This is a genomic window from Pseudomonas danubii (assembly GCF_042980055.1).
In the GTDB taxonomy this organism is placed as follows: domain Bacteria; phylum Pseudomonadota; class Gammaproteobacteria; order Pseudomonadales; family Pseudomonadaceae; genus Aquipseudomonas; species Aquipseudomonas danubii.
This window is the reverse complement of sequence record NZ_CP116502.1, coordinates 578,956-597,662: the sequence shown is the minus strand read 5'-3', so window position 1 is coordinate 597,662 and position 18,707 is coordinate 578,956. Positions and strand designations below refer to the sequence as shown.

The 18,707-nt window shown below is 62.0% G+C and carries 16 protein-coding genes; 5 read left to right on the top strand and 11 right to left on the bottom strand.

What is annotated here, in order from left to right:
- Window positions 1-69: 69 nt before the first annotated feature.
- Together PFZ56_RS02860 and PFZ56_RS02855 are read left to right on the top strand one after the other, a co-directional pair.
- Window positions 70-1,866, top strand: coding sequence for an acyl-CoA dehydrogenase C-terminal domain-containing protein (locus tag PFZ56_RS02860; RefSeq protein WP_110653362.1), 1,797 nt, complete (start codon window positions 70-72; stop codon window positions 1,864-1,866).
- Between the two features lie 187 nt (window positions 1,867-2,053).
- Entirely contained in the window at window positions 2,054-3,832 is a 1,779-nt protein-coding gene (locus PFZ56_RS02855) for an acyl-CoA dehydrogenase C-terminal domain-containing protein (protein ID WP_110594467.1), read from the top strand.
- 236 nt (window positions 3,833-4,068) lie between these two features.
- Here PFZ56_RS02855 and PFZ56_RS02850 read toward each other — a convergent pair whose 3' ends face one another.
- Entirely contained in the window at window positions 4,069-4,998 is a 930-nt protein-coding gene (locus PFZ56_RS02850) for a LysR family transcriptional regulator (RefSeq protein ID WP_102881056.1), read from the bottom strand.
- Window positions 4,999-5,100: 102 nt separating this feature from the next.
- Here PFZ56_RS02850 and PFZ56_RS02845 point away from each other — a divergent pair, with 102 nt between their 5' ends.
- The 3 genes from PFZ56_RS02845 to PFZ56_RS02835 all read left to right on the top strand — a co-directional run bounded on the left by PFZ56_RS02845 (window position 5,101) and on the right by PFZ56_RS02835 (window position 7,481).
- Complete coding sequence (locus PFZ56_RS02845; RefSeq protein ID WP_102881055.1) at window positions 5,101-5,799, top strand: MOSC domain-containing protein; 699 nt, start codon at window positions 5,101-5,103, stop codon at window positions 5,797-5,799.
- On the top strand, window positions 5,796-7,079 hold the full coding sequence (locus PFZ56_RS02840) for an aspartate aminotransferase family protein (RefSeq protein ID WP_102881054.1): 1,284 nt from the start codon (window positions 5,796-5,798) through the stop codon (window positions 7,077-7,079). Before PFZ56_RS02845 ends, PFZ56_RS02840 begins: the two co-directional genes overlap by 4 nt.
- 243 nt (window positions 7,080-7,322) lie before the next feature.
- Window positions 7,323-7,481, top strand: coding sequence for a YqaE/Pmp3 family membrane protein (locus PFZ56_RS02835; RefSeq protein ID WP_011063854.1), 159 nt, complete (start codon window positions 7,323-7,325; stop codon window positions 7,479-7,481).
- Window positions 7,482-7,522: 41 nt separating this feature from the next.
- Here PFZ56_RS02835 and PFZ56_RS02830 read toward each other — a convergent pair whose 3' ends face one another.
- The 10 genes from PFZ56_RS02830 to PFZ56_RS02785 all read right to left on the bottom strand — a co-directional run bounded on the left by PFZ56_RS02830 (window position 7,523) and on the right by PFZ56_RS02785 (window position 18,566).
- Entirely contained in the window at window positions 7,523-9,355 is a 1,833-nt protein-coding gene (locus tag PFZ56_RS02830) for a S9 family peptidase (protein ID WP_170002869.1), read from the bottom strand.
- The gene (gene pqqE / locus PFZ56_RS02825) at window positions 9,321-10,490 is read right to left on the bottom strand and encodes a pyrroloquinoline quinone biosynthesis protein PqqE (protein ID WP_102881052.1); all 1,170 of its coding nucleotides are present in this window, start codon (window positions 10,488-10,490) and stop codon (window positions 9,321-9,323) included. The genes PFZ56_RS02830 and pqqE overlap by 35 nt, the downstream gene beginning before the upstream one ends.
- On the bottom strand, window positions 10,462-10,737 hold the full coding sequence (pqqD, locus tag PFZ56_RS02820; protein WP_102861941.1) for a pyrroloquinoline quinone biosynthesis peptide chaperone PqqD: 276 nt from the start codon (window positions 10,735-10,737) through the stop codon (window positions 10,462-10,464). Before pqqD ends, pqqE begins: the two co-directional genes overlap by 29 nt.
- A complete protein-coding gene (gene pqqC, locus PFZ56_RS02815; RefSeq protein ID WP_102861940.1) occupies window positions 10,734-11,486 on the bottom strand; it encodes a pyrroloquinoline-quinone synthase PqqC in 753 nt (250 codons plus the stop codon). The genes pqqD and pqqC overlap by 4 nt, the downstream gene beginning before the upstream one ends.
- Before the next feature lie 92 nt (window positions 11,487-11,578).
- Window positions 11,579-12,490, bottom strand: coding sequence for a pyrroloquinoline quinone biosynthesis protein PqqB (gene pqqB, locus PFZ56_RS02810; protein WP_102881051.1), 912 nt, complete (start codon window positions 12,488-12,490; stop codon window positions 11,579-11,581).
- A 94-nt stretch (window positions 12,491-12,584) separates the two neighbouring features.
- A complete protein-coding gene (gene pqqA / locus PFZ56_RS02805; protein ID WP_003194766.1) occupies window positions 12,585-12,659 on the bottom strand; it encodes a pyrroloquinoline quinone precursor peptide PqqA in 75 nt (24 codons plus the stop codon).
- 156 nt (window positions 12,660-12,815) lie between these two features.
- Window positions 12,816-15,278: a pyrroloquinoline quinone biosynthesis protein PqqF gene (pqqF, locus tag PFZ56_RS02800; RefSeq protein WP_170002867.1), complete on the bottom strand. Its 2,463-nt coding sequence runs from the start codon at window positions 15,276-15,278 to the stop codon at window positions 12,816-12,818.
- Window positions 15,279-15,326: 48 nt separating this feature from the next.
- Window positions 15,327-16,121 carry a carbon-nitrogen hydrolase family protein gene (locus PFZ56_RS02795; protein ID WP_102881049.1) on the bottom strand — a complete coding sequence of 265 codons (795 nt, stop codon included), beginning with the start codon at window positions 16,119-16,121 and terminating at the stop codon, window positions 15,327-15,329.
- A 124-nt stretch (window positions 16,122-16,245) separates the two neighbouring features.
- A complete protein-coding gene (locus tag PFZ56_RS02790) occupies window positions 16,246-17,928 on the bottom strand; it encodes an NAD(P)/FAD-dependent oxidoreductase (protein WP_102881048.1) in 1,683 nt (560 codons plus the stop codon).
- Between the two features lie 176 nt (window positions 17,929-18,104).
- Complete coding sequence (locus tag PFZ56_RS02785) at window positions 18,105-18,566, bottom strand: Lrp/AsnC family transcriptional regulator (RefSeq protein WP_011063845.1); 462 nt, start codon at window positions 18,564-18,566, stop codon at window positions 18,105-18,107.
- Window positions 18,567-18,707 lie beyond the last annotated feature (141 nt).

Sequence of the window (18,707 nt, the reverse complement as noted above, 5' to 3'; positions counted from 1 at the left end):
CTTGAACGTCATTGGCAGGCTGAGGACGGCGGCAGTAGGTTGGAGAAACCTGCTGCCGGAGAAATCATCATGCCCGAGTATCAAGCTCCCCTGCGTGACATGCGCTTCCTGATCGATCATGTCTTCGACTTTCATGGCAGTTACGCCGCACTGGGAGCCAGCGATGCCAGCCCGGACATGGTCAGCGCGATCCTCGAGGAAGGGGCGAAGTTCTGCGAGAACGTCCTGGCTCCGCTGAACCGCTCCGGTGACGAGGAAGGCTGCCATTTCGACAATGGCGTAGTGACCACCCCCAAGGGTTTCAAACAGGCTTTCGCCCAATACGTCGAAGGCGGTTGGCATGGCTTGGCCGCCGATCCTGCCTATGGCGGCCAGGGACTGCCCCATTCCCTGGGGCTGGTGATCAGCGAGATGGTGGGTTCCAGCAACACTTCCTGGGGCATGTACCCGGGGCTGACCCATGGTGCGATGTCGGCGATTCGTGCCCATGGCACCGACGAACAGAAGCTGCTGTACCTGAACAAACTCACCGCCGGGCAGTGGACCGGCACCATGTGCCTGACCGAAGCCCATTGCGGTACCGACCTGGGCCTGATCAAGACCCGAGCGGCGCCCCAGGCCGATGGCAGTTATGCGTTATCGGGGAGCAAGATTTTCATCTCTGCCGGCGAGCACGACCTGAGTGAAAACATCATTCACCTGGTGCTGGCCAAACTGCCGGACGCACCGGCCGGGACCAAAGGCATTTCCCTGTTCATCGTGCCCAAGTTCCTGCCGGACGCAGCAGGTGAGGTCGGTGAGCGCAACGGTGTCAGTTGCGGCTCCATCGAGCACAAGATGGGAATCAAGGCTTCGGCTACCTGTGTACTGAACTTCGACGGCGCCAAGGGCTTCCTGATCGGCGAGGCCAATAAAGGCCTGAACTGCATGTTCACCATGATGAATCACGCGCGCCTGGGTACCGGAATGCAGGGGCTGTGCCTGGGGGAGGCGAGCTTTCAAGGTGCGATCAAGTACGCCAACGATCGTTTGCAGATGCGCGCTCTGACCGGGCCCAAGGCGCCGGACAAGGCGGCTGACCCGATCATCGTCCACCCCGATGTACGGCGCATGCTGCTGACCATGAAGGCGTTCAATGAAGGCAACCGGGCCCTGGCCTATTTCACCGCCCAATTGCTGGATGTGGCTCATCTGAGCGCCGATCCGGCCCAGCGTCAGGACGCCGAGAACCTCCTGGCGTTCCTGACTCCGATCTGCAAGGCCTTCATGACCGAGACGGGCCTTGAGGTGACCAACCATGGCATGCAGGTGTTTGGCGGTCACGGCTACATTCGTGAGTGGGGCATGGAGCAACTGGTGCGCGATTGTCGTATCGCCCTGATCTATGAGGGCACCAACGGCATCCAGGCTCTGGACTTGCTGGGCCGCAAGGTGCTGGGCAGCCAGGGCAAGCTGTTACTGGGGTTTACCAAGATCGTTCACAAGTTCTGTGGGGCACATGCCGAGCATCCTCAGTTCAAGGCCTACATCGCGCAACTGGATGGCTTGAACCGTCAATGGGGCGAGTTGACCACCCGGGTGGGCATGGCCGCCATGAAAAATCCGGATGAAGTGGGGGCCGCAGCCCTGGATTACTTGATGTACAGCGGCTACATCGTTCTAGCCTACCTCTGGCTGCGTATGGCCCTGGTGGCGCAGCAACAACTCGATGCAGGTGAAGGCGACGGCGATTTCGCCACCGCCAAGCTGGCCACTTGTGCGTTCTACTTCAAGCGACTGCTGCCACGTACCGGCGCCCATCTGGCGGCAATCGACGCTGGCAGTGATTGCCTGATGAGCCTGCCGGCGCAGATGTTCGCCTTGTAAGTACGCTGATGTGCTCTGGACAAGGCCCGCTTATGGCGGGCTTTTTCTTGTGGCTATTTGGTTGTGACTAAAATTAACAATAAAGTCATGAGTTGACCCTATGTGTCACAAAAGTTGTTCGGTTACACTCGACTTTTCGTAAATGGGCCCGTTCCGGCCCGCTTGTTTAGATCTTGCGAGGTTTGCCATGGCTGACTACAAAGCGCCCCTGCGCGATATGCGCTTCGTCCTCAATGAAGTCTTCGAGGTCGCCAAACTCTGGGCTCAGCTGCCAGCTCTGGCCGAGACTGTGGATGCCGAGACTGTTGAGGCGATTCTGGAGGAAGCGGGCAAAGTCACCGCCCGCAGCATCGCTCCGCTGAGTCGTGGTGCCGACGAGGAAGGCTGTCATTGGAACGATACCGTCGTAACCACTCCCCAAGGATTCACCCAGGCTTATCAGACCTACGCCGAAGGCGGTTGGGTCGGCGTGGGCGGTGATCCCGAGTTCGGCGGCATGGGCATGCCCAAGGCGGTGTCCGCCCAGGTCGAGGAAATGGTCAACTCCGCGAGCCTGGCCTTTGGCCTGTATCCGATGCTGACGGCGGGAGCTTGCCTGTCGATCAATGCCCACGCCAGCGAAGAGCTGAAAGCCACTTACCTGCCAAACATGTACGCCGGTGTCTGGGCCGGCTCCATGTGCCTGACCGAGCCCCATGCCGGCACCGACCTGGGCATCATCCGTACCAAGGCCGAACCTCAGGCTGACGGTTCCTATGCCATCAGCGGGACCAAGATCTTCATTACCGGTGGTGAGCACGACCTGACTGAAAACATCATTCACCTGGTGCTGGCCAAACTGCCGGATGCGCCGGCCGGGCCCAAGGGAATCTCCCTGTTTCTGGTGCCCAAGTTCATGGTCAACGCCGACGGCAGCCTGGGTGAACGCAATCCGGTGAGTTGCGGTTCGATCGAACACAAGATGGGTATCCAGGCCTCGGCCACTTGTGTGATGAACTTCGATCAAGCGATAGGTTATCTGGTGGGCGAGCCGAACAAGGGCTTGGCAGCGATGTTCACCATGATGAACTACGAGCGCCTGGGTGTCGGTATCCAGGGCCTGGCCACCGGTGAGCGCTCCTATCAGAACGCGGTGGAATATGCCCGTGACCGCCTGCAGAGCCGTTCACCGACCGGGCCGCAAGCCAAGGACAAGGTTGCCGATCCGATCATCGTGCACCCGGACGTGCGGCGCATGCTGCTGACCATGAAGGCGGCCAACGAAGGTGGCCGGGCATTCTCCACCTATGTGGCGATGCAACTGGATACCGCCAAGTTCAGCGAAGATGCCGAGACCCGCACGCGCGCGGAAAGTCTGGTGGCCTTGCTGACTCCCGTGGCCAAGGCGTTCCTTACCGACCTGGGTCTGGAAACCACGGTTCATGGCCAGCAGATTTTTGGCGGCCACGGCTACATTCGCGAATGGGGCCAGGAGCAGTTGGTGCGCGACGTGCGGATCACCCAGATCTACGAAGGCACCAACGGTATCCAGGCCCTGGACCTGGTGGGGCGCAAGATCGTCGGTAGCGGTGGGGCGTTCTACCGTCTGTTCGCTGATGAAATTCGCCATTTCACCGCCACCGCCGATGCGCAACTGGGCGAGTTCACCCTGCCTTTGAACGCGGCTCTGGACAATCTGGACGAGCTGACCGCCTGGCTGTTGGATCGGGCCATCAGTAACCCCAACGAAATCGGCGCGGCTTCGGTGGAGTATCTGCAGGTCTTTGGCTACACCGCCTACGCCTACATGTGGGCCCTGATGGCCAAGGCGGCGCTGGGCAAGGAGCAGGAAGAGGACTTCTACGCCAGTAAACTGGGAACCGCGCGGTTCTATTTCGCCCGTTTGCTGCCGCGTATCCACTCCCTGACTGCCTCGGTGAAAGCGGGTAGTGAATCGCTGTTCCTGTTGCAGGCGGAGCAGTTTTAATCGGGAGAACCTTTGTAAGTCATCTCTTACATAACGTGCTGCTGATCGTCCATATCGGTAGATGACGGCTGAGGCTAATCTACTTCACATGGACGTCGCGCAGGAAGCGCAAAGCAACAACACGGACACGTAGGATTCCGCCAGGATGGTGGAGTGAAAAGGATGTCAGGGAAACAGTCTGCAAAACCCCGCTTCGGCGGGGTTTTCTTTTGTCCGGATTTTTTATTTTGGCGACGTCAACCCAGGATTTCTGGCACCGCAGTGCCGCCCAAGCGCCCGTCTTGGGTATTCATCGAATCCTCCAATAACGTGCGCAGCAGTTCCAGCGTTCCTTGCTGACGCTGCAGATCGCGACACACCAATCCGACTTTCAACGGCACCCTGGGCTCGCTCAGCGGTTTCCACAGCAGTTCCTTATTGCTGTGCTGTTGTTGCGAGCGCCCTGGAAGTACGGTGGCCAGTCGGGTATGAGGCAGGCTGTCGAGAATACCGGCCATATTGTTCAACTCCGCTTGCACCTGGGGGCGCCGTCCCAGGTTGGCCAGCTGCGCTTGCCAGATCTGGCGGATCTGAAACTCCTCACCCAACAGCAACATCGGCAACTCCGCTGCCTGGCTCATGGAGACCTTCTTGAATTCGCGTAGCGGATGCTGTTCGGGGATGACCAGTGTCAGCTCATCTTCGTACAGCGGGACACCATGCAAGCCGGGTTGGCGTGGTGGCAGGTAGCTGATGCCGATGTCCAACGTGCCATTAAGCAACCGTCGTTCAATCTCCAGGCCGGTCAATTCGTAGATCTGCACCACCAGATGGGGCTGGGCCTTGCGCACTCGTTCGAGCATCTGCGGCACCAGGCTGCTATGCACCGTTTGCAGTACGCCGATGGCCAGGGTACGCAGGGCCTGGCCCTTGAAGTTGCGCAGGGCCTCACGGGCTTGTTGCAGGCCATCGAGCAGAGGCAGGGCGTGATTGTAGAGGGTATGGGCGGCCAGGGTCGGCAACAGGCGCTTGCTGCTGCGTTCAAACAGGCTGACGTCGAGGTTCTGCTCCAACTGACGGATCTGCTGGGAGAGTGCCGGTTGCGAGATCGACAGACGCTCGGCAGCACGGCCCACGTGACCTTCTTCATACACCGCGACGAAATAACGCAGTTGCTTGAAATCCATAAGTATTTCTTATCGAAAAAGCTTAAAAAACGAAATGGCCGTAAGCCCGCAAGGCGCCTAGTCTAGCGCCTATTCACAGGGCTTACAGGGCCAAGGCGCGCGATGAATACCGTTTACGTCGATGGTGTTTACATAGGCAAGGCAAAAAATCTCGGCCAGGGTCTGGTCATCGATACCGACAAGTACCCGGTTGCAAACCGTCTCTGGTTATGGCCACAAGGCCTGGGCAGCGATGAACAGGGTGATCCGCGCTTTCATACTGGCCCAGAACGAGCCCTGCACCACTATCCCGCAGAGCATTACGCCCACTGGCGCAAACGTTATCCACAGTTCGATTGGTCGGCTCCGGCCTTTGGTGAAAATCTCTCGACACGTGGCCTGACCGAAGAACAGGTGTGCCTAGGGGACATGTTCCGTTGGGGTGGCGCGCTGTTGCAGATCAGCCAGCCCCGTTCTCCTTGCTATCGCTTGAGCCAGCGTTGGGGCCTGGTGAATCTGCCCCAGCAAGCCCAGGACAATGGACGCTGCGGCTGGTTCTATCGGGTGCTCAAGCCCGGCTTTGTCCAGGCGGACGAACCCTTCGAACTGATCCAGCGCAGTTATCCCGGCCTGACCGTAGCCTGGGCCCTGCGCTGTTTCTTCCAGGAGCCTCTGGAGCATAAAGGCTTGAAAATGCTGATTGATTGTCCGGCACTGTCCTCGCGCTGGCGCGATATCGCCATCAAGCGTATGCGTACCGGCTGCGTCGAGGATTGGTCTTCACGCCTGCTGGGCCTGCCATTGGAGGGGCTGCGGGCATGAATCTGTTCAATCTGCGCCGCACTCCGCCAAGCCTGGAGGATCTGGCTATCGAGCCCTGTGCGACCGCCTCGGACGATGCCAGCGCCAGTGAGTGCCTGATGCCCAGTGTGCAGCGCCCCCAGCCGGTGTTCGTTCGCGGCCAGGGCTCCTGGTTGTGGGACAGCAATGACCGCACCTACCTGGATTTCACCCAGGCCGGGGCGGCCAACAGCCTGGGCCACAGCCCTTCGGTACTGGTCAACGCCATCGCTGCCCAGGCCCAGTCGCTGATCAATCCCGGGTCGGGTTTCTATAACCGCGGCATGCTCAGGCTTGCCGACCGGCTGTGCCGTAGTACCGGTAGCGACCAGGCCTATCTGTTGAGCAGTGGCAGCGAGGCTTGCGAGGCGGCGATCAAGCTGGCACGCAAGTGGGGTCAACTGCATCGCGGCGGCGCGGCGGGCATCATCACTGCCAGCCGCAGTTGCCATGGCCGCGGTTTTGCCGCGTTATCGGCCGCGGGCAATGGCTCCCCAGGCAATCGTTTCGAACCTCAACTGCCAGGCTTCAGCCAGGTGCCATTCAATGATCTGCCTGCTTTGCATGCGGCGGTGGATGCTCAGACCGTGGCCATCATGCTGGAGCCGATCCAGGGGGAAGCTGGGGTCATTCCAGCGACAGAACACTACCTCAAAGGGGTGGAGCGCCTGTGTCGTGAGCTGGGCATTCTGCTGATCCTCGATGAGGTCCAGACCGGCATCGGCCGCTGCGGCACCCTCTTGGCCGAGCAGTTGTACGGCGTGCGCGCCGACATCATCACCTTGGGCAAGGGCCTCGGCGGCGGCGTGCCCCTGGCGGCGTTGCTGGCGCGGGGCAAGGCCTGTTGTTTCGAGCAGGGCGAGCTGGATGGCACCCACCACGGCAATGCATTGATGACCTCCGCCGGCCTGGCCGTGCTGGACAGTCTGCAGGAGCATGGTTTTCTGCAGCAGGTGCGCAGCAACGGTCAGTACTTGGGGCAGCAGTTGACCCAACTGGCGGCCCGTTACGCCCAGGGCGAAGTACGAGGGCATGGGTTGTTCTGGGGCATGAGCCTGGCGGACGACTCAGCGCAGGCGGTGCTCAAGGCGGCGTTGCACGAGGGCCTGTTGCTCAGTGCTGCGCAATCGGATTGTTTGCGCTTCACCCCGGCCCTGAGTGTCAGCAAGGGCAATATCGATGAAATGCTCCTGCGCCTGGCCCGGGCCTTTTCCCGCGTGCGGACCGCGCAATTGCAATGCCGCAAGGGAGTAGCCGTGTGAAATCTGGCTGATCCTGGGGCATTCGCTGACGCTCAGTCCCGAGCACATCCGACTTTACTTTGACTGAATTCCTGAACCGTCTCGCGGTATAACGCGTCGCCCCGTGTCCGATTTTTCGCACGGGGCGTTTTTTTGTCTCCGTGCTGTCCAGGAGGACAATAATTGCGCTGAACCCTGGCACGCGGCCAGTGTCGATTGCAGGTGAGGCTCAGCCGAGCCCGACTTCTTATCAGGAGCTGCCCTATGGACTTGATTCGCATCATCTTCGCCATTCTCTTGCCGCCCTTGGGGGTCTTTCTGCAAGTGGGCTTTGGCGGCGCTTTCTGGCTGAACATCCTGCTGACCTTGTGCGGATACATCCCCGGTATCGTGCACGCGGTGTACATCATCGCCAAACGCTGATTATCCAAGCTGCCCGTTCCAACGGAACGGGCAGCACCCGCTCAGCATTGGGCTTGCAGTACCTTCTGATAAAACCGCCATTCCTGTTCCAGCGCGTGAGCCTGATTGTCCGCCTTGCGAAAGCCGTGGCGTTCATCCGGGTAATAGTGGGCCTCGGCAGCAATGCCCTGATCCTGGAGCGCTTTGAGCATGTCGCGGGTCTGCTGGGGCACCACCACGGCGTCCAACTCACCCTGGAAAAACACCACGGGCACGCTGATGTTGCTGGCGTACAGCAGTGGCGTGCGCGCCAGATAGCGCTCGTTGTCCTGCTCTGGATCGCCAATCAGCCAGTCCAGATAGTCCCCTTCGAATTTGTGCGTGGAGCGGGTCAGCGCAATGGGATCGCTGACCCCGTACAGGCTGGCGCCGGCACAGAAGACCTTGGCGAAGGCCAGGGCGCAGAGGGTGGTGTAGCCTCCGGCGCTGCCGCCACGGATGAACGCCAGTCTTGGGTCGATCAGCCCTTGTTGGTCCAGATAGGAGACCACCGCACAGGCATCTTCCACGTCCACTTCGCCCCAGCGCAGATGCAGGGCCTGGCGATAGGCCCGGCCATAACCGGTGCTGCCCCGGTAGTTCAGGTCGGCCACGGCAAAGCCGCGCTGTGTCCAGAACTGGATGCGCGGGTCCAGGATCGGATAGCAGGCGGAGGTGGGACCGCCGTGAATGAACACCACCAGAGGCGGTCGGTTGACCCCATTCATGGCCGGGTAGAAGAAGCCATGGGCCTGTCCTTCGCCACTGGGATAGCACAGGGTTTGTGGTCGGCTGATGCGCTCCGTCGGTAGCGGCGCGACACCGCCGGCCAACACCTGCACCTGCTGGGTTTCACGTTCGATGGCGAGGATGGCCGAGGGACTGACGGGGGACGCCGCAATGCAATACAGGTAGTGCTGATCCAGCGCCAAGCCGCGAAAGCGGCTGTAGTTGCCGCTGAAGTCCTGTTGCGAACCGTCGGCGTGACGCAGTCCGAGACGGCCAAACCCTTCCTCGGTCCAACTGCCGAACCAGGAGTCCCCACCAAGGGGCATCCAGGTGCGACACCCCAACTGCCAGGGGGCCGGGGCATGATCAGCTGCGGCACAGGGCAGCGGCCGCAAGCCGCTGTCCGACTCGGCCCAGGGTTGCCAGAAACCCTGGCGGTCCGTGAGGCAATAGAGTTGGTTGTGCTGATCGAAGCGCGGTTGCTGCAGGGACTCTTCCTGGCCATCGCCCGCCATGCAACGGGGGGCGCCCCAAGTGCCGTCGGCCAGGCGTTCGGCGAGCATCAGGCGAGTGCTGGTCCAGGGCTGATGGGGGCGATCCCATTCGATCCAGGCCAGGCGTTGGCCATTGGGGCTCAAGGTCGGCGCGGCATAGAAGTCTGCCCCGGCGGCGAGCAGGCGGCGCTGGCCGCTGTGGATGTCGATGGCCACCAGCCGGTGCTCGTTGGCGCACTCTTCCACGGCCAGTACTTGATCGGCGTGCGCGTGCAGGTCCCCGTAGCGGCAGTCGCCCCGGGTCAGTGCCACTGGCGCACCGTCTTTCAGGGCCTGCCGATACAGTTGCTGGTCCGCTTCATTGACGAACAGCAGGACGTCGCTGCTGAGGCAGAAGGCACCTCCGCCGTATTCATAGACGCGGCTGCGGACGCTGAACCCCGGCGGCGTCAGGCAGCGGGCCTGGCCTTGCTGCCAATGCCAGATCCGGCAGCTGGCGTCCGCAGGACGGTATTCATTCCAGAACACCCCATGGGGTGTCAGTTGCAGCTCGGCAAAATCGATCCCGGCGGTGGTGGCCTGGTTGGCGCTGAAGGGCTCAACCCTTGGCGATGAGGCGTGAGTTTCGTTCATTGCGAAAGGCCAGTTGTTCAATGGTTTGGGTGGCCGTTTCGGATTCTTCGCGGGCCTTGAGAATCATCCCGTGGTGTTCCGATTTACTGCACACCGGGTCGGCATTGCTGGCGTCCCCCGTGAGCATGAAGGCTTGGCAGCGGCAGCCGCCGAAGTCCTTTTCTTTCTCGTCGCAGGAGCGGCATGGCTCCGGCATCCAATCGTAACCGCGAAAGCGGTTGAAGCCGAAGGAGTCGTACCAGATGTGCTGCATGCTGTGGTCGCGCACATTGGGGAACTGCACCGGCATTTGCCGCGCGCCGTGACAGGGCAGGGCGGTGCCGTCCGGGGTGACGGTGAGGAAGATACTGCCCCAGCCGTTCATACAGGCCTTGGGGCGTTCTTCGTAGTAGTCCGGAGTGACGAAAATCAGCTTGCAGGGATGCCCTTGGGCTTCCAGCTTGGCGCGATATTGGTTGGTGATGCGTTCCGCGCGCACCAGTTGCTCCCGGGTGGGCAGCAGGCCGACGCGGTTGAGCTGGGCCCAGCCGTAGAACTGACAGGTGGCGAGTTCGACGAAGTCGGCTTCCAGGGCGATGCACAGCTCGATGATGCGGTCGATCTTGTCGATGTTGTGCCGGTGGGTGACGAAGTTCAGCACCATCGGATAGCCGTGAGCCTTGACCGCGCGGGCCATCTCCAGCTTCTGGGCGAAGGCTTTCTTGGAGCCGGCCAGCAGGTTGTTCACTTGCTCGTCGCTGGCCTGGAAGCTGATCTGGATATGGTCCAGGCCGGCTTTCTTGAAGTCGCTGATCTTCTGCTCGGTCAGGCCGATGCCGGAGGTGATCAAGTTGGTATAGAAGCCCAGCTTGCGCGCCTCGCCGATCAACTCGGCAAGGTCCTGGCGCACCAGCGGTTCGCCGCCGGAGAAGCCCAACTGCGCCGCGCCCATCTCCCGCGCTTCACGGAATACCTTGATCCATTGTTCGGTGCTCAGTTCCTTGCCCTGCTCGGCAAAGTCCAGGGGATTGGAGCAGTAGGGGCATTGCAGCGGGCAGCGATAAGTCAGCTCGGCCAGCAGCCACAGTGGCAGGCCGACGTCCGGTTTGTCGGGCAGCGACACCGACTCAGCCGAGTTCGATCCAGTGCTGGGCACGGGCGACCTCCATGAACTGCTCGATATCGTCACCGAGCTCGGCCACTCCGGGGAACTGTACTTCCAATGCCTGGATGATCGCCGCCACGTCACGCTCGCCGTCGATCAGGCCGCCAATCAGAGCGGCGCTGTCATTGAGCTTGATCATGCCTTCCGGGTAGAGCAATACATGGCCTTTTTGTGCCGGCTCGTACTGGAAGCGGTAGCCGGGACGCCAGCGTGGGGTTTTGCTGCGGTCGAAACTCATAGGGTGATCCCCTTATGCCAGACCCGCTGATCGGTGACGCTGTGATAGGGCGGGCGGTTCAATTCATAGGCCATGCTCATGGCGTCGAGCATGCTCCAAAGGATGTCCAGTTTGAACTGGAGAATTTCCAGCATGCGTTCCTGACCGGCACGGGTGGTGTAGTGCTGCAGGGTGATGGCCAGACCGTGTTCCACATCGCGCCGGGCCTGGCCCAGGCGGGTGCGGAAGTACTCGTAGCCGGTCGGGTCGATCCAGGGATAGTGCTGGGGCCAGCTGTCCAGACGCGATTGGTGGATCTGCGGGGCGAACAGTTCGGTCAGCGAGCTGCTGGCGGCCTCTTGCCAGCTGGCGCGGCGGGCGAAGTTGACGTAGGCGTCCACGGCAAAACGTACGCCGGGCAGCACCAGCTCTTGGGAGCGCAGTTGGTCCGGGTCCAGGCCCACGGCCTGGCCCAGGCGCAGCCAGGCTTCGATACCACCGTCTTCACCCGGGGCACCGTCATGGTCCAGCAGGCGCTGGATCCACTCGCGGCGAATGTCCCGGTCCGGGCAGTTGGCGAGGATCGCCGCATCCTTCATGGGGATGTTCACCTGGTAGTAGAAGCGGTTGGCGACCCAGCCCTGGATCTGTTCGCGGCTTGCCCGGCCTTCATACATCGCCACGTGATAGGGGTGATGGATGTGGTAGTAGGCGCCCTTGGCGCGCAGCGCCTGCTCGAATTCGGCGGGGGACAGCGGGGTGTCGGTCATGTGTGTTCTCCGGGGGGCTGCCCTTTCGCGGGCAAGCCCGCCCCTAGGCAAAGGGGCCAAGGCTCTTGGGTCGAGCTTGTGGGCGATACGGCCTACAGCTCAATACTCATTCCGTCGTAAGCCACTTCCACCTTTCGGCGTACCAGTTCGGCACGTTCGGCGGAGTCTTCGTCGAGGATCGGGTTGGTGTTGTTGATGTGGATCAGCACCTTGCGCTGGCGGGGCAGCTGTTCCAGCACTTCGAGCATGCCTCCCGGGCCGTTCTGGGCCAGGTGGCCCATTTCCCGGCCGGTGCGGGTACCGACGCCACGGCGCTGCATTTCATCGTCTTCCCACAGGGTGCCGTCCAGCAGCAGGCAGTCGCTGGCGGACATGATCTCCAGCAGCGGCGCGTCCACCTTGCCCAGGCCCGGCGCGTAGAAGAGCTTACCGCCGCTGCGCAGGTCTTCGACGATCAGGCCGATGTTGTCGCCTGGGTGCGGATCGAAACGATGGGGCGAATAGGGCGGTGCAGCACTGCGCAAAGGCAGTGGGGTGAAGCGCAGGTTGGGGCAGGCCGGAACCGTGAAGCTCTGGTCGAGCTCGATGCGGTTCCAGTTCAGGCCGCCGTTCCAGTGGCTGAGCATCTTGAACAGGGGGAAACCGGTGCTCAGGTCTTCGTGGACCATGTCGGTGCACCAGACCTGATGCGGGCAGCCTTCGCGCAGGCTGAGCAGGCCGGTGGTGTGATCGATCTGGCTGTCCATGAGGATGATGGCGCTGATCCCGCTGTCGCGCAGTGCACGGCCCGGTTGCATGGGGGCAAAACCCTGCAGTTGGGCGCGGATGTCCGGGGAGGCATTGCACAGTACCCAGTTCACCCCGTCATCGGAAATCGCGATGGACGACTGGGTGCGAGCCTGGGCCCGCAGGCTGCCGTCGCGAAACCCTGCGCAGTTCACGCAGTTGCAGTTCCACTGCGGAAAACCACCGCCGGCGGCGGAACCTAGAATCTGGACAAACATGGACGCTCCCAGGGAAAAAAGACGTAGAACTGAAAATAAAAACGCCCCGGACGGACCGAGGCGTTGCGCTGCGTTTTCTGGCCAGAGGCAGAAATCAGCGGCTGGCGAAGTACATGGTGACTTCGAAGCCGATACGCAGGTCGGTGTAAGCAGGTTTGGACCAGGTCATAAAAATGCTCCTTTGAGGTGGGTGGGACGGGTATTGCCTATACATATAGTCCACCTCCGGCGGGAGATGTTCAGATGCTTAGGGGGCTATCTTACTAAATTCCCACAAAAGGTTGCCCGCAATTCTGAAGAAAGCTCGTTGCAGCACCGGTAATGATCATTCTGCCGCTTGCCAGGGCGCTCCTGGGCAAGGCCCGTTGGCCAGTACTGTCCAGCCGCCTGTCGCCGAATGCAGGGCCATGGCGGCCTGGGTCACGGCTGAGGGCGTGAGGGCCAGGATGCTGTCGTGCAGCCGCTCCAGGTAATCCGACGGATGGCCGGCCAGTTTCGCCTGCCACAGCAGTTCAGCGGCTTGCTCCAGGGGCAGGAGCGAGGCTTGGAACTGTTGAGCCAGAGCCTGTCGCTGTTCGTTCCAGAGAGGCTCGTCGAGCGCCTGGAGCTGTTCCGGCAACTGCTGGAGGAATTGTTCCAGGTGCTGAAGTATTTCCGTGAGCGTCGCCTTGGGCGATTGCACGCCGAACAGCAGGCCGGTCTGGCCATTGCGTTGGCGTATGGCGCTGAACACCGCGTAACCCAACTGCAACTCCACCCGCAGGCGCTGATAGAACGGCGTTTGGCAGAGTTGGCCCAGCAGGCGCCAGGCCGCTTCATCGGCAAGGCGGGTGCCGGGCGTTGGGCAGAACAGCAGCAGGGCCTGTTCGCTGGATGCCCCGGGGTACGTCTGCCAACGATGGGCGGTGTCTGGCGGTGAGGGTTGGCACAGGGCCGTATCTGCTGTTCCCGGCATCTTTTGCAGCGCTTGGCCAAGGGCTTCCTGAGTGCCGGCTGACAGCGCCAAGGCCAGGCCGTCCCATCGAGCACCAGCCCACAGGGCTTGCAGGGATTGAGGCTGTGCAACTGTCGGCTCGCCGGGTTGTGGTTGCTCGCTGAAGGCCTTGAGCAACTGACGGATCGGCATCAAGGGGGCATCGTCTGTCGTAGCTGCGCTCTGCAGCCAGAACGATTCGGCGGGCTGGTTCAGTTGCTTCAGCGCCTGCTGCAGCACTGCGGGCATGGGTTGCTGCAGGCCACTGAGTTTCAGCAACCAATCGGCGCCACTGGTGGTGAAGCTCAGTGCTACTCCAGCCTCACCCGCATCGCTGCGCAAGGGCGCCAGGCTATGCAGGAGGCGCTCGTGCACACCAGCTGGGGCGGGTGAAGCCAGGCGCCAGCGCAGAATCAAGGTCCCTTCGCGGCTATCCGCAGGCAGGGCCTGGCTGATGTTCAACGCCGAGCTCTCTCGCCGGCTTCGCGAGCGATCCTGGGCGAAGGTGCGTAGTCCTCGGTGCGCGCTGGTCTGCCCGCGAATCAGTCCTGCCCGCGGTGCTTCAGCGGTGCTGCGCAGAAAAGGGTTACCCGGTGGCAGGCACCACTCATGGCTGAAGTTATCCACAGCCTGCGGTTGCAACTGTGCGAGCAGCACCCTGAGGGCCTCGAGTCCTTGCGCATCCAGCTCGCCGACGGTCTGCCGGCTGTCCCGCTGGGCCAACTCCAGGGCGCTGCCGACCTGCAGCTGGCGTTGTTGCAGCAAGGCATATTCTGTTCGCAGCGCTGGCCAATCGTCCTGGGCGCTGAAGAAACCCAGCCAATCCGCCAGCAGTTCGCGGACCTGGGCCGGGGCCGTCGCCTCTGTTGTGCTCAGGTTCAATTGCAGATGCAACAAGGCCTGACCGGCAAACTCGTACAGCGTCTGTGCCTTCAGGCTCTGGGCCAATTGGCGTTGCTGGAGTCCGGCAAGCAGCCCGCCCGGCTTGGCCGATTGCAGCCAGGTGCAGAGAAAGTCCAGTGCAGGCGCTGCACCCTCGGGCAGTTGTTCCAAGGTGAACAGCAGGTCCAGACGGTGAGCATCGAGCTGTTGATAAGTGCCGATGCCGGTAGTCGACAGCGCAGGAGGCACGCTCTGCTCAAGGCGCTGGCCTTTCGGTAGATCTGCGCCATAGCGTCTGGCCAGGGCGCGGAGTTCTTCCAGAGACTGTGGCCCGGCGAGGCTCAGGGTCATTTGCCCGGCTTGGTAAAAGTCTTGGTGAAATTGCTGCAGCGCTTGCTGAAAAGCCTGGCTGGGCAGGTTGAGGCTGTAGCGGTTGCCAGCATGGAAGGCACGCAGCGGGTGAGCAGCGGACAGGCCATCGAACAGCGCGAACTGGCGTTGCGCCGCCCCATCCCGGGACCAGGCGATAAACTCCGCATGCAGCACTTCTCGCTCCCGACGCTGGTCTTCAAGACTCATCCTCGGTCGGGCGAGCATGTCGCACAGACGCTCCAGGCCACCGGCCAGGGCGCTGACCGGCAGCTCGAAAAAGAACTCGGTCGCGCGCTCACAGGTCTTGGCGTTCAGTTGTCCTCCCTGGCCCCGCACATAGGCCATCAATCCCTGTTCGGCGGGAAAACGCTCGGTGCCGAGAAACAGCAGGTGCTCCAGGAAGTGCGCCAGCCCCGGCCAGGCCAGTGGTACATCGTGGCTGCCGGCCGATACCCGCAGTGCGGCGGCGCAACGTTTCAAGTGAGGGGCATGACGCAAGGACACCCGCAGGCCGTTGGCCAGGGTTTCCACGTGAGGCAGAGGGTGGTTCAGCGCGGGCATGAGCACTTCCAGAACAGAGAAGCGCCCATGCTAGCGGATATCCCCGGATCAGCGCTTGCTCAGGTCGTCGTAAAGCTCGGGACGGCGATCGGCAAGATAGTGGTTCAGTGCCTGGGACTCGTGCATCAGCTGACGATCCAGGGTGCCGATGATCAGGGCCTCGTCCAGTCCGGCCAGGGCGATCCGGCTGCCATCGGGGGCGGCGATGCTGCTCTGGCCGCAGTAGCGGATCTGATCTTCCCGGCCGCAGTAGTTGGCGTAGGCCACGTAACACTGGTTCTCGAAGGCCCTGGCGCGAATGGTCACATCGGCGACGAAGTCGTAGGGAATCATGTTCGCCGTCGGCACCAGGATCAGTTCGGCACCGGCCAGGGCCAGGCGCCGGGCGTTCTCCGGAAACTCGATGTCGTAGCAGATCAGGAAACCGAGCTTCCAGCCGTTGAGCTCCACCAGGGGGAAGTCATCCGCGCCGGCGCTGAACATCGAGTGATCAAGGTCACCGAACAGATGGGTCTTGCGGTAGTTGCACAGGCGCTGGCCGTGGGCGTCGATCAGTTGCACGGCGTTGTAGATCTGCCCGTCGGCGCTGCGTTCCGGGTAGCCGTAGAGAATCGCCGTACCCGCCGCTTGAGCGATAGCGGCGATGTGCTGGGCCGAGGGGCCATCCTGGGCCTCGGCCAGAGCGCCGACGGCTTCCACACCGATGTTGTAGCCGCTGAGGAACATTTCCGGCAGCACCAGCAGATCGGCATCGGTGGCCTCCATGGCCACCTGATGCAGGCGTTGCAGATTGGCCGTCACGTCCAACGGCAATGGCGGGCACTGATACAGGGCGACACGCATGGTCCTCACTCCTCTGACTGGCTGACCGGGCACTGTAGCCGATGTCTCGTGTTCGGCGTACGGTCCGGCGCCGAGCCCCCAAGGAGCTCTCGCCGGTATTCGCTGCAGCCGCGCTCAGTATTGTTCAATCCGCCAGGGCGATAGGCCCGATCTCATGGAACACATCCCCTGGCCCCGGGTTCTCGGCATGGGTAGCGCCGCCGAAGTGTTTCATGATCCCCCACACGGCATTGAGCGACGTTTGCACCGCGCCCTCGACCCAGGCCGGGGTCCAGGACACATCGTCACCTGCGATGAAAATGCCGCGCTGTTCGGCAGGCATGTCTTCCTGCATGAAGTGCGCGTACATCCGCTGGTTGTAGCGGTAGTGGCCCGGCAGCGCGCCCTTGAAGGCGCCGAGGAAGTGCGGATCGGCTTCCCAGGACACGGTGATCGGATCGCCGATGATGCGGCTGGCGATGTCTACTTTGGGGTAGATCTTTTTCAGTGCGTCCAGGGCCAGTTTCACGCGCTTTTCCACGGGCTGCGGGAGCATCTTCAGGGCATCGCTCATCCACGAGTAGGACAGGCAGATCACCCCCGGCTTGTCGTCGCCGTTATCGAACAGGTAGGTGCCGCGGGTCAGGCGGTCGGTGAGGGTCATGCTCATCAGATCGCGGCCGGTTTCCGGGTCCTTGTCCTTCCAGAATGGCCGGTCGACCATGACGAAGGTCTTCGACGATTGCATGTAGCGGGTGCGGTCCAGGGCCATCCACATCTTCTGCGAGAACAGCGACTCCTCGCATTCGATCTGGGTGGTCAGCAGCCAGCTCTGGCAGGTGGTCAGCACGGCCGCGTATTCCCGGGTATCGCCCCAATTGTCGGTGACACTGAAGCGGCCGTCGGCGGCCCGGGCAATGCGCTTGACCCCGGTGCGTGGTGCACCGTTGTGCAGCGAGCTGAGGCTGGTGCCGGTCGGCCAGTGGGCGCAACGCTCGGGTACGTGGCGCCAGATGCCCAGGGGCACCTGCTCGACGCCGCCGACCACCAGATGCTGGTGGTCGTCGCAGTTGGTCATCACCACGCGGAAGATTTCCAGCATCGAGTTGGGGAAGTCCGAGTCCCAGCCGCCGGTGCCGAAGCCCACCTGGCCGAACACTTCACGGTGGTGGAACGACAGCTTGGCGAAGGCCTTGGAGGTGGCGACGAAGTCGTAGAACGTGCGGTCGTCCCACAGTGGCACCAGGGTGTTCCACAACTCCTTGAGGCGCGGCACATCGCGGTCGCGAATGGCTTGCTGGATCTCGCTGAAGCGCGAGCCGTCCTCCAGGGCGTCGGCCCAGGCGTCGGCGACTTCTTGGAACAAGGCCGGCAGGTCAGCCAGTTTCTGTGCGTAGTGGGTCTGGCCTTCGAGATCGATGACCGTGCTGCCCGACGCCGGGGTCAGCGGGTTGGGGAAGGGCTTGGTTTCAAGGCCGAGCTTGTCGACGTAGTGATAGAAGGCCGTGGACGACACCGGAAAGCGCATGCCGCCCAGCTCGGCGATGATCCCTTCGGCACCTTCGAAGGCCTGGGAGCGCAGGCGGCCGCCCATCTTCGACGCTTCATAGACCACCGGCTTGAGGCCCAGCTTCATCAGTTCGTAGGCGGCCACCAGCCCGGCGATACCGGCGCCGACAATGGCCACTTCGGTGCCGTGCTGGGCTTGGGGAATGCTGCCCAGGCCGGCGGGATGCTCAATCCAGTCGTCGAAGGCGAAAGGGAAATCTGGGCCGAAAATGGTGATCGGCTTCTTACCGTCTGCAGGATGGCGATTGTTCTTGTTCATGGCTGACCTTGGCGGGCGGCTCAGCAGAGTGCTGAGTATAGGAAAAGATGGCAGCCATTCTAGAGAGGGTGAAACACGTAAATAAGACGCAAACTGTCGTCGTTATGCATTGTTATTTATCAATATGACGAACAGATGATTCAGATTGACGGCGGAGTGCTATCGGCTGCGGCGCGTCAGAGCGCATGCCCGCGATCGATCTTGCTGCTGAGGATGATCGAGGTGGTGGTCTTTTCCACGCCGTCGACGCTGCCGATCTGGTCCAGCAACTGGTCCAGCTGTTCCGGCGAGTCGGTGCGCAGCCAGGCCACGTAATCGAACTCACCGCTCACCGCGCACAGTTGCTGGACCTGAGCCATGCCACTCAGGCGGCGCAGCACTTCCTTGCCGGAGCGCGGCTGGACCTTGATCCCCACATACGCCTGCAAGCCGCCGTCGACCACCCTCTGACCCAGGCGCACGCCATAGCCGGTGATGACCCGGGTCTTTTCCAGGCGCGCCAGGCGCGAGGTCACGGTGGTGCGGGCGATACCCAACTGCCGGGCCAGCATGGCCACGCTCTCGCGGGCGTTGATCTGCAGGGCGGCGATCAACTGACGGTCGACTTCATCAAGAACGGGAGGGCGGCTATCGGACAAGATGGGCTCCAGCACGGCTATCGAGGGAGCGAGCATGTTACAGCCTCGGGCAAACCCTGGCTGCTGCTGCCGATTGTCTGTTCGGATCGGGGGCTGATCTTTGGCGATCGGGACTTTTTTTGAAACAAATAGCCTGCGACA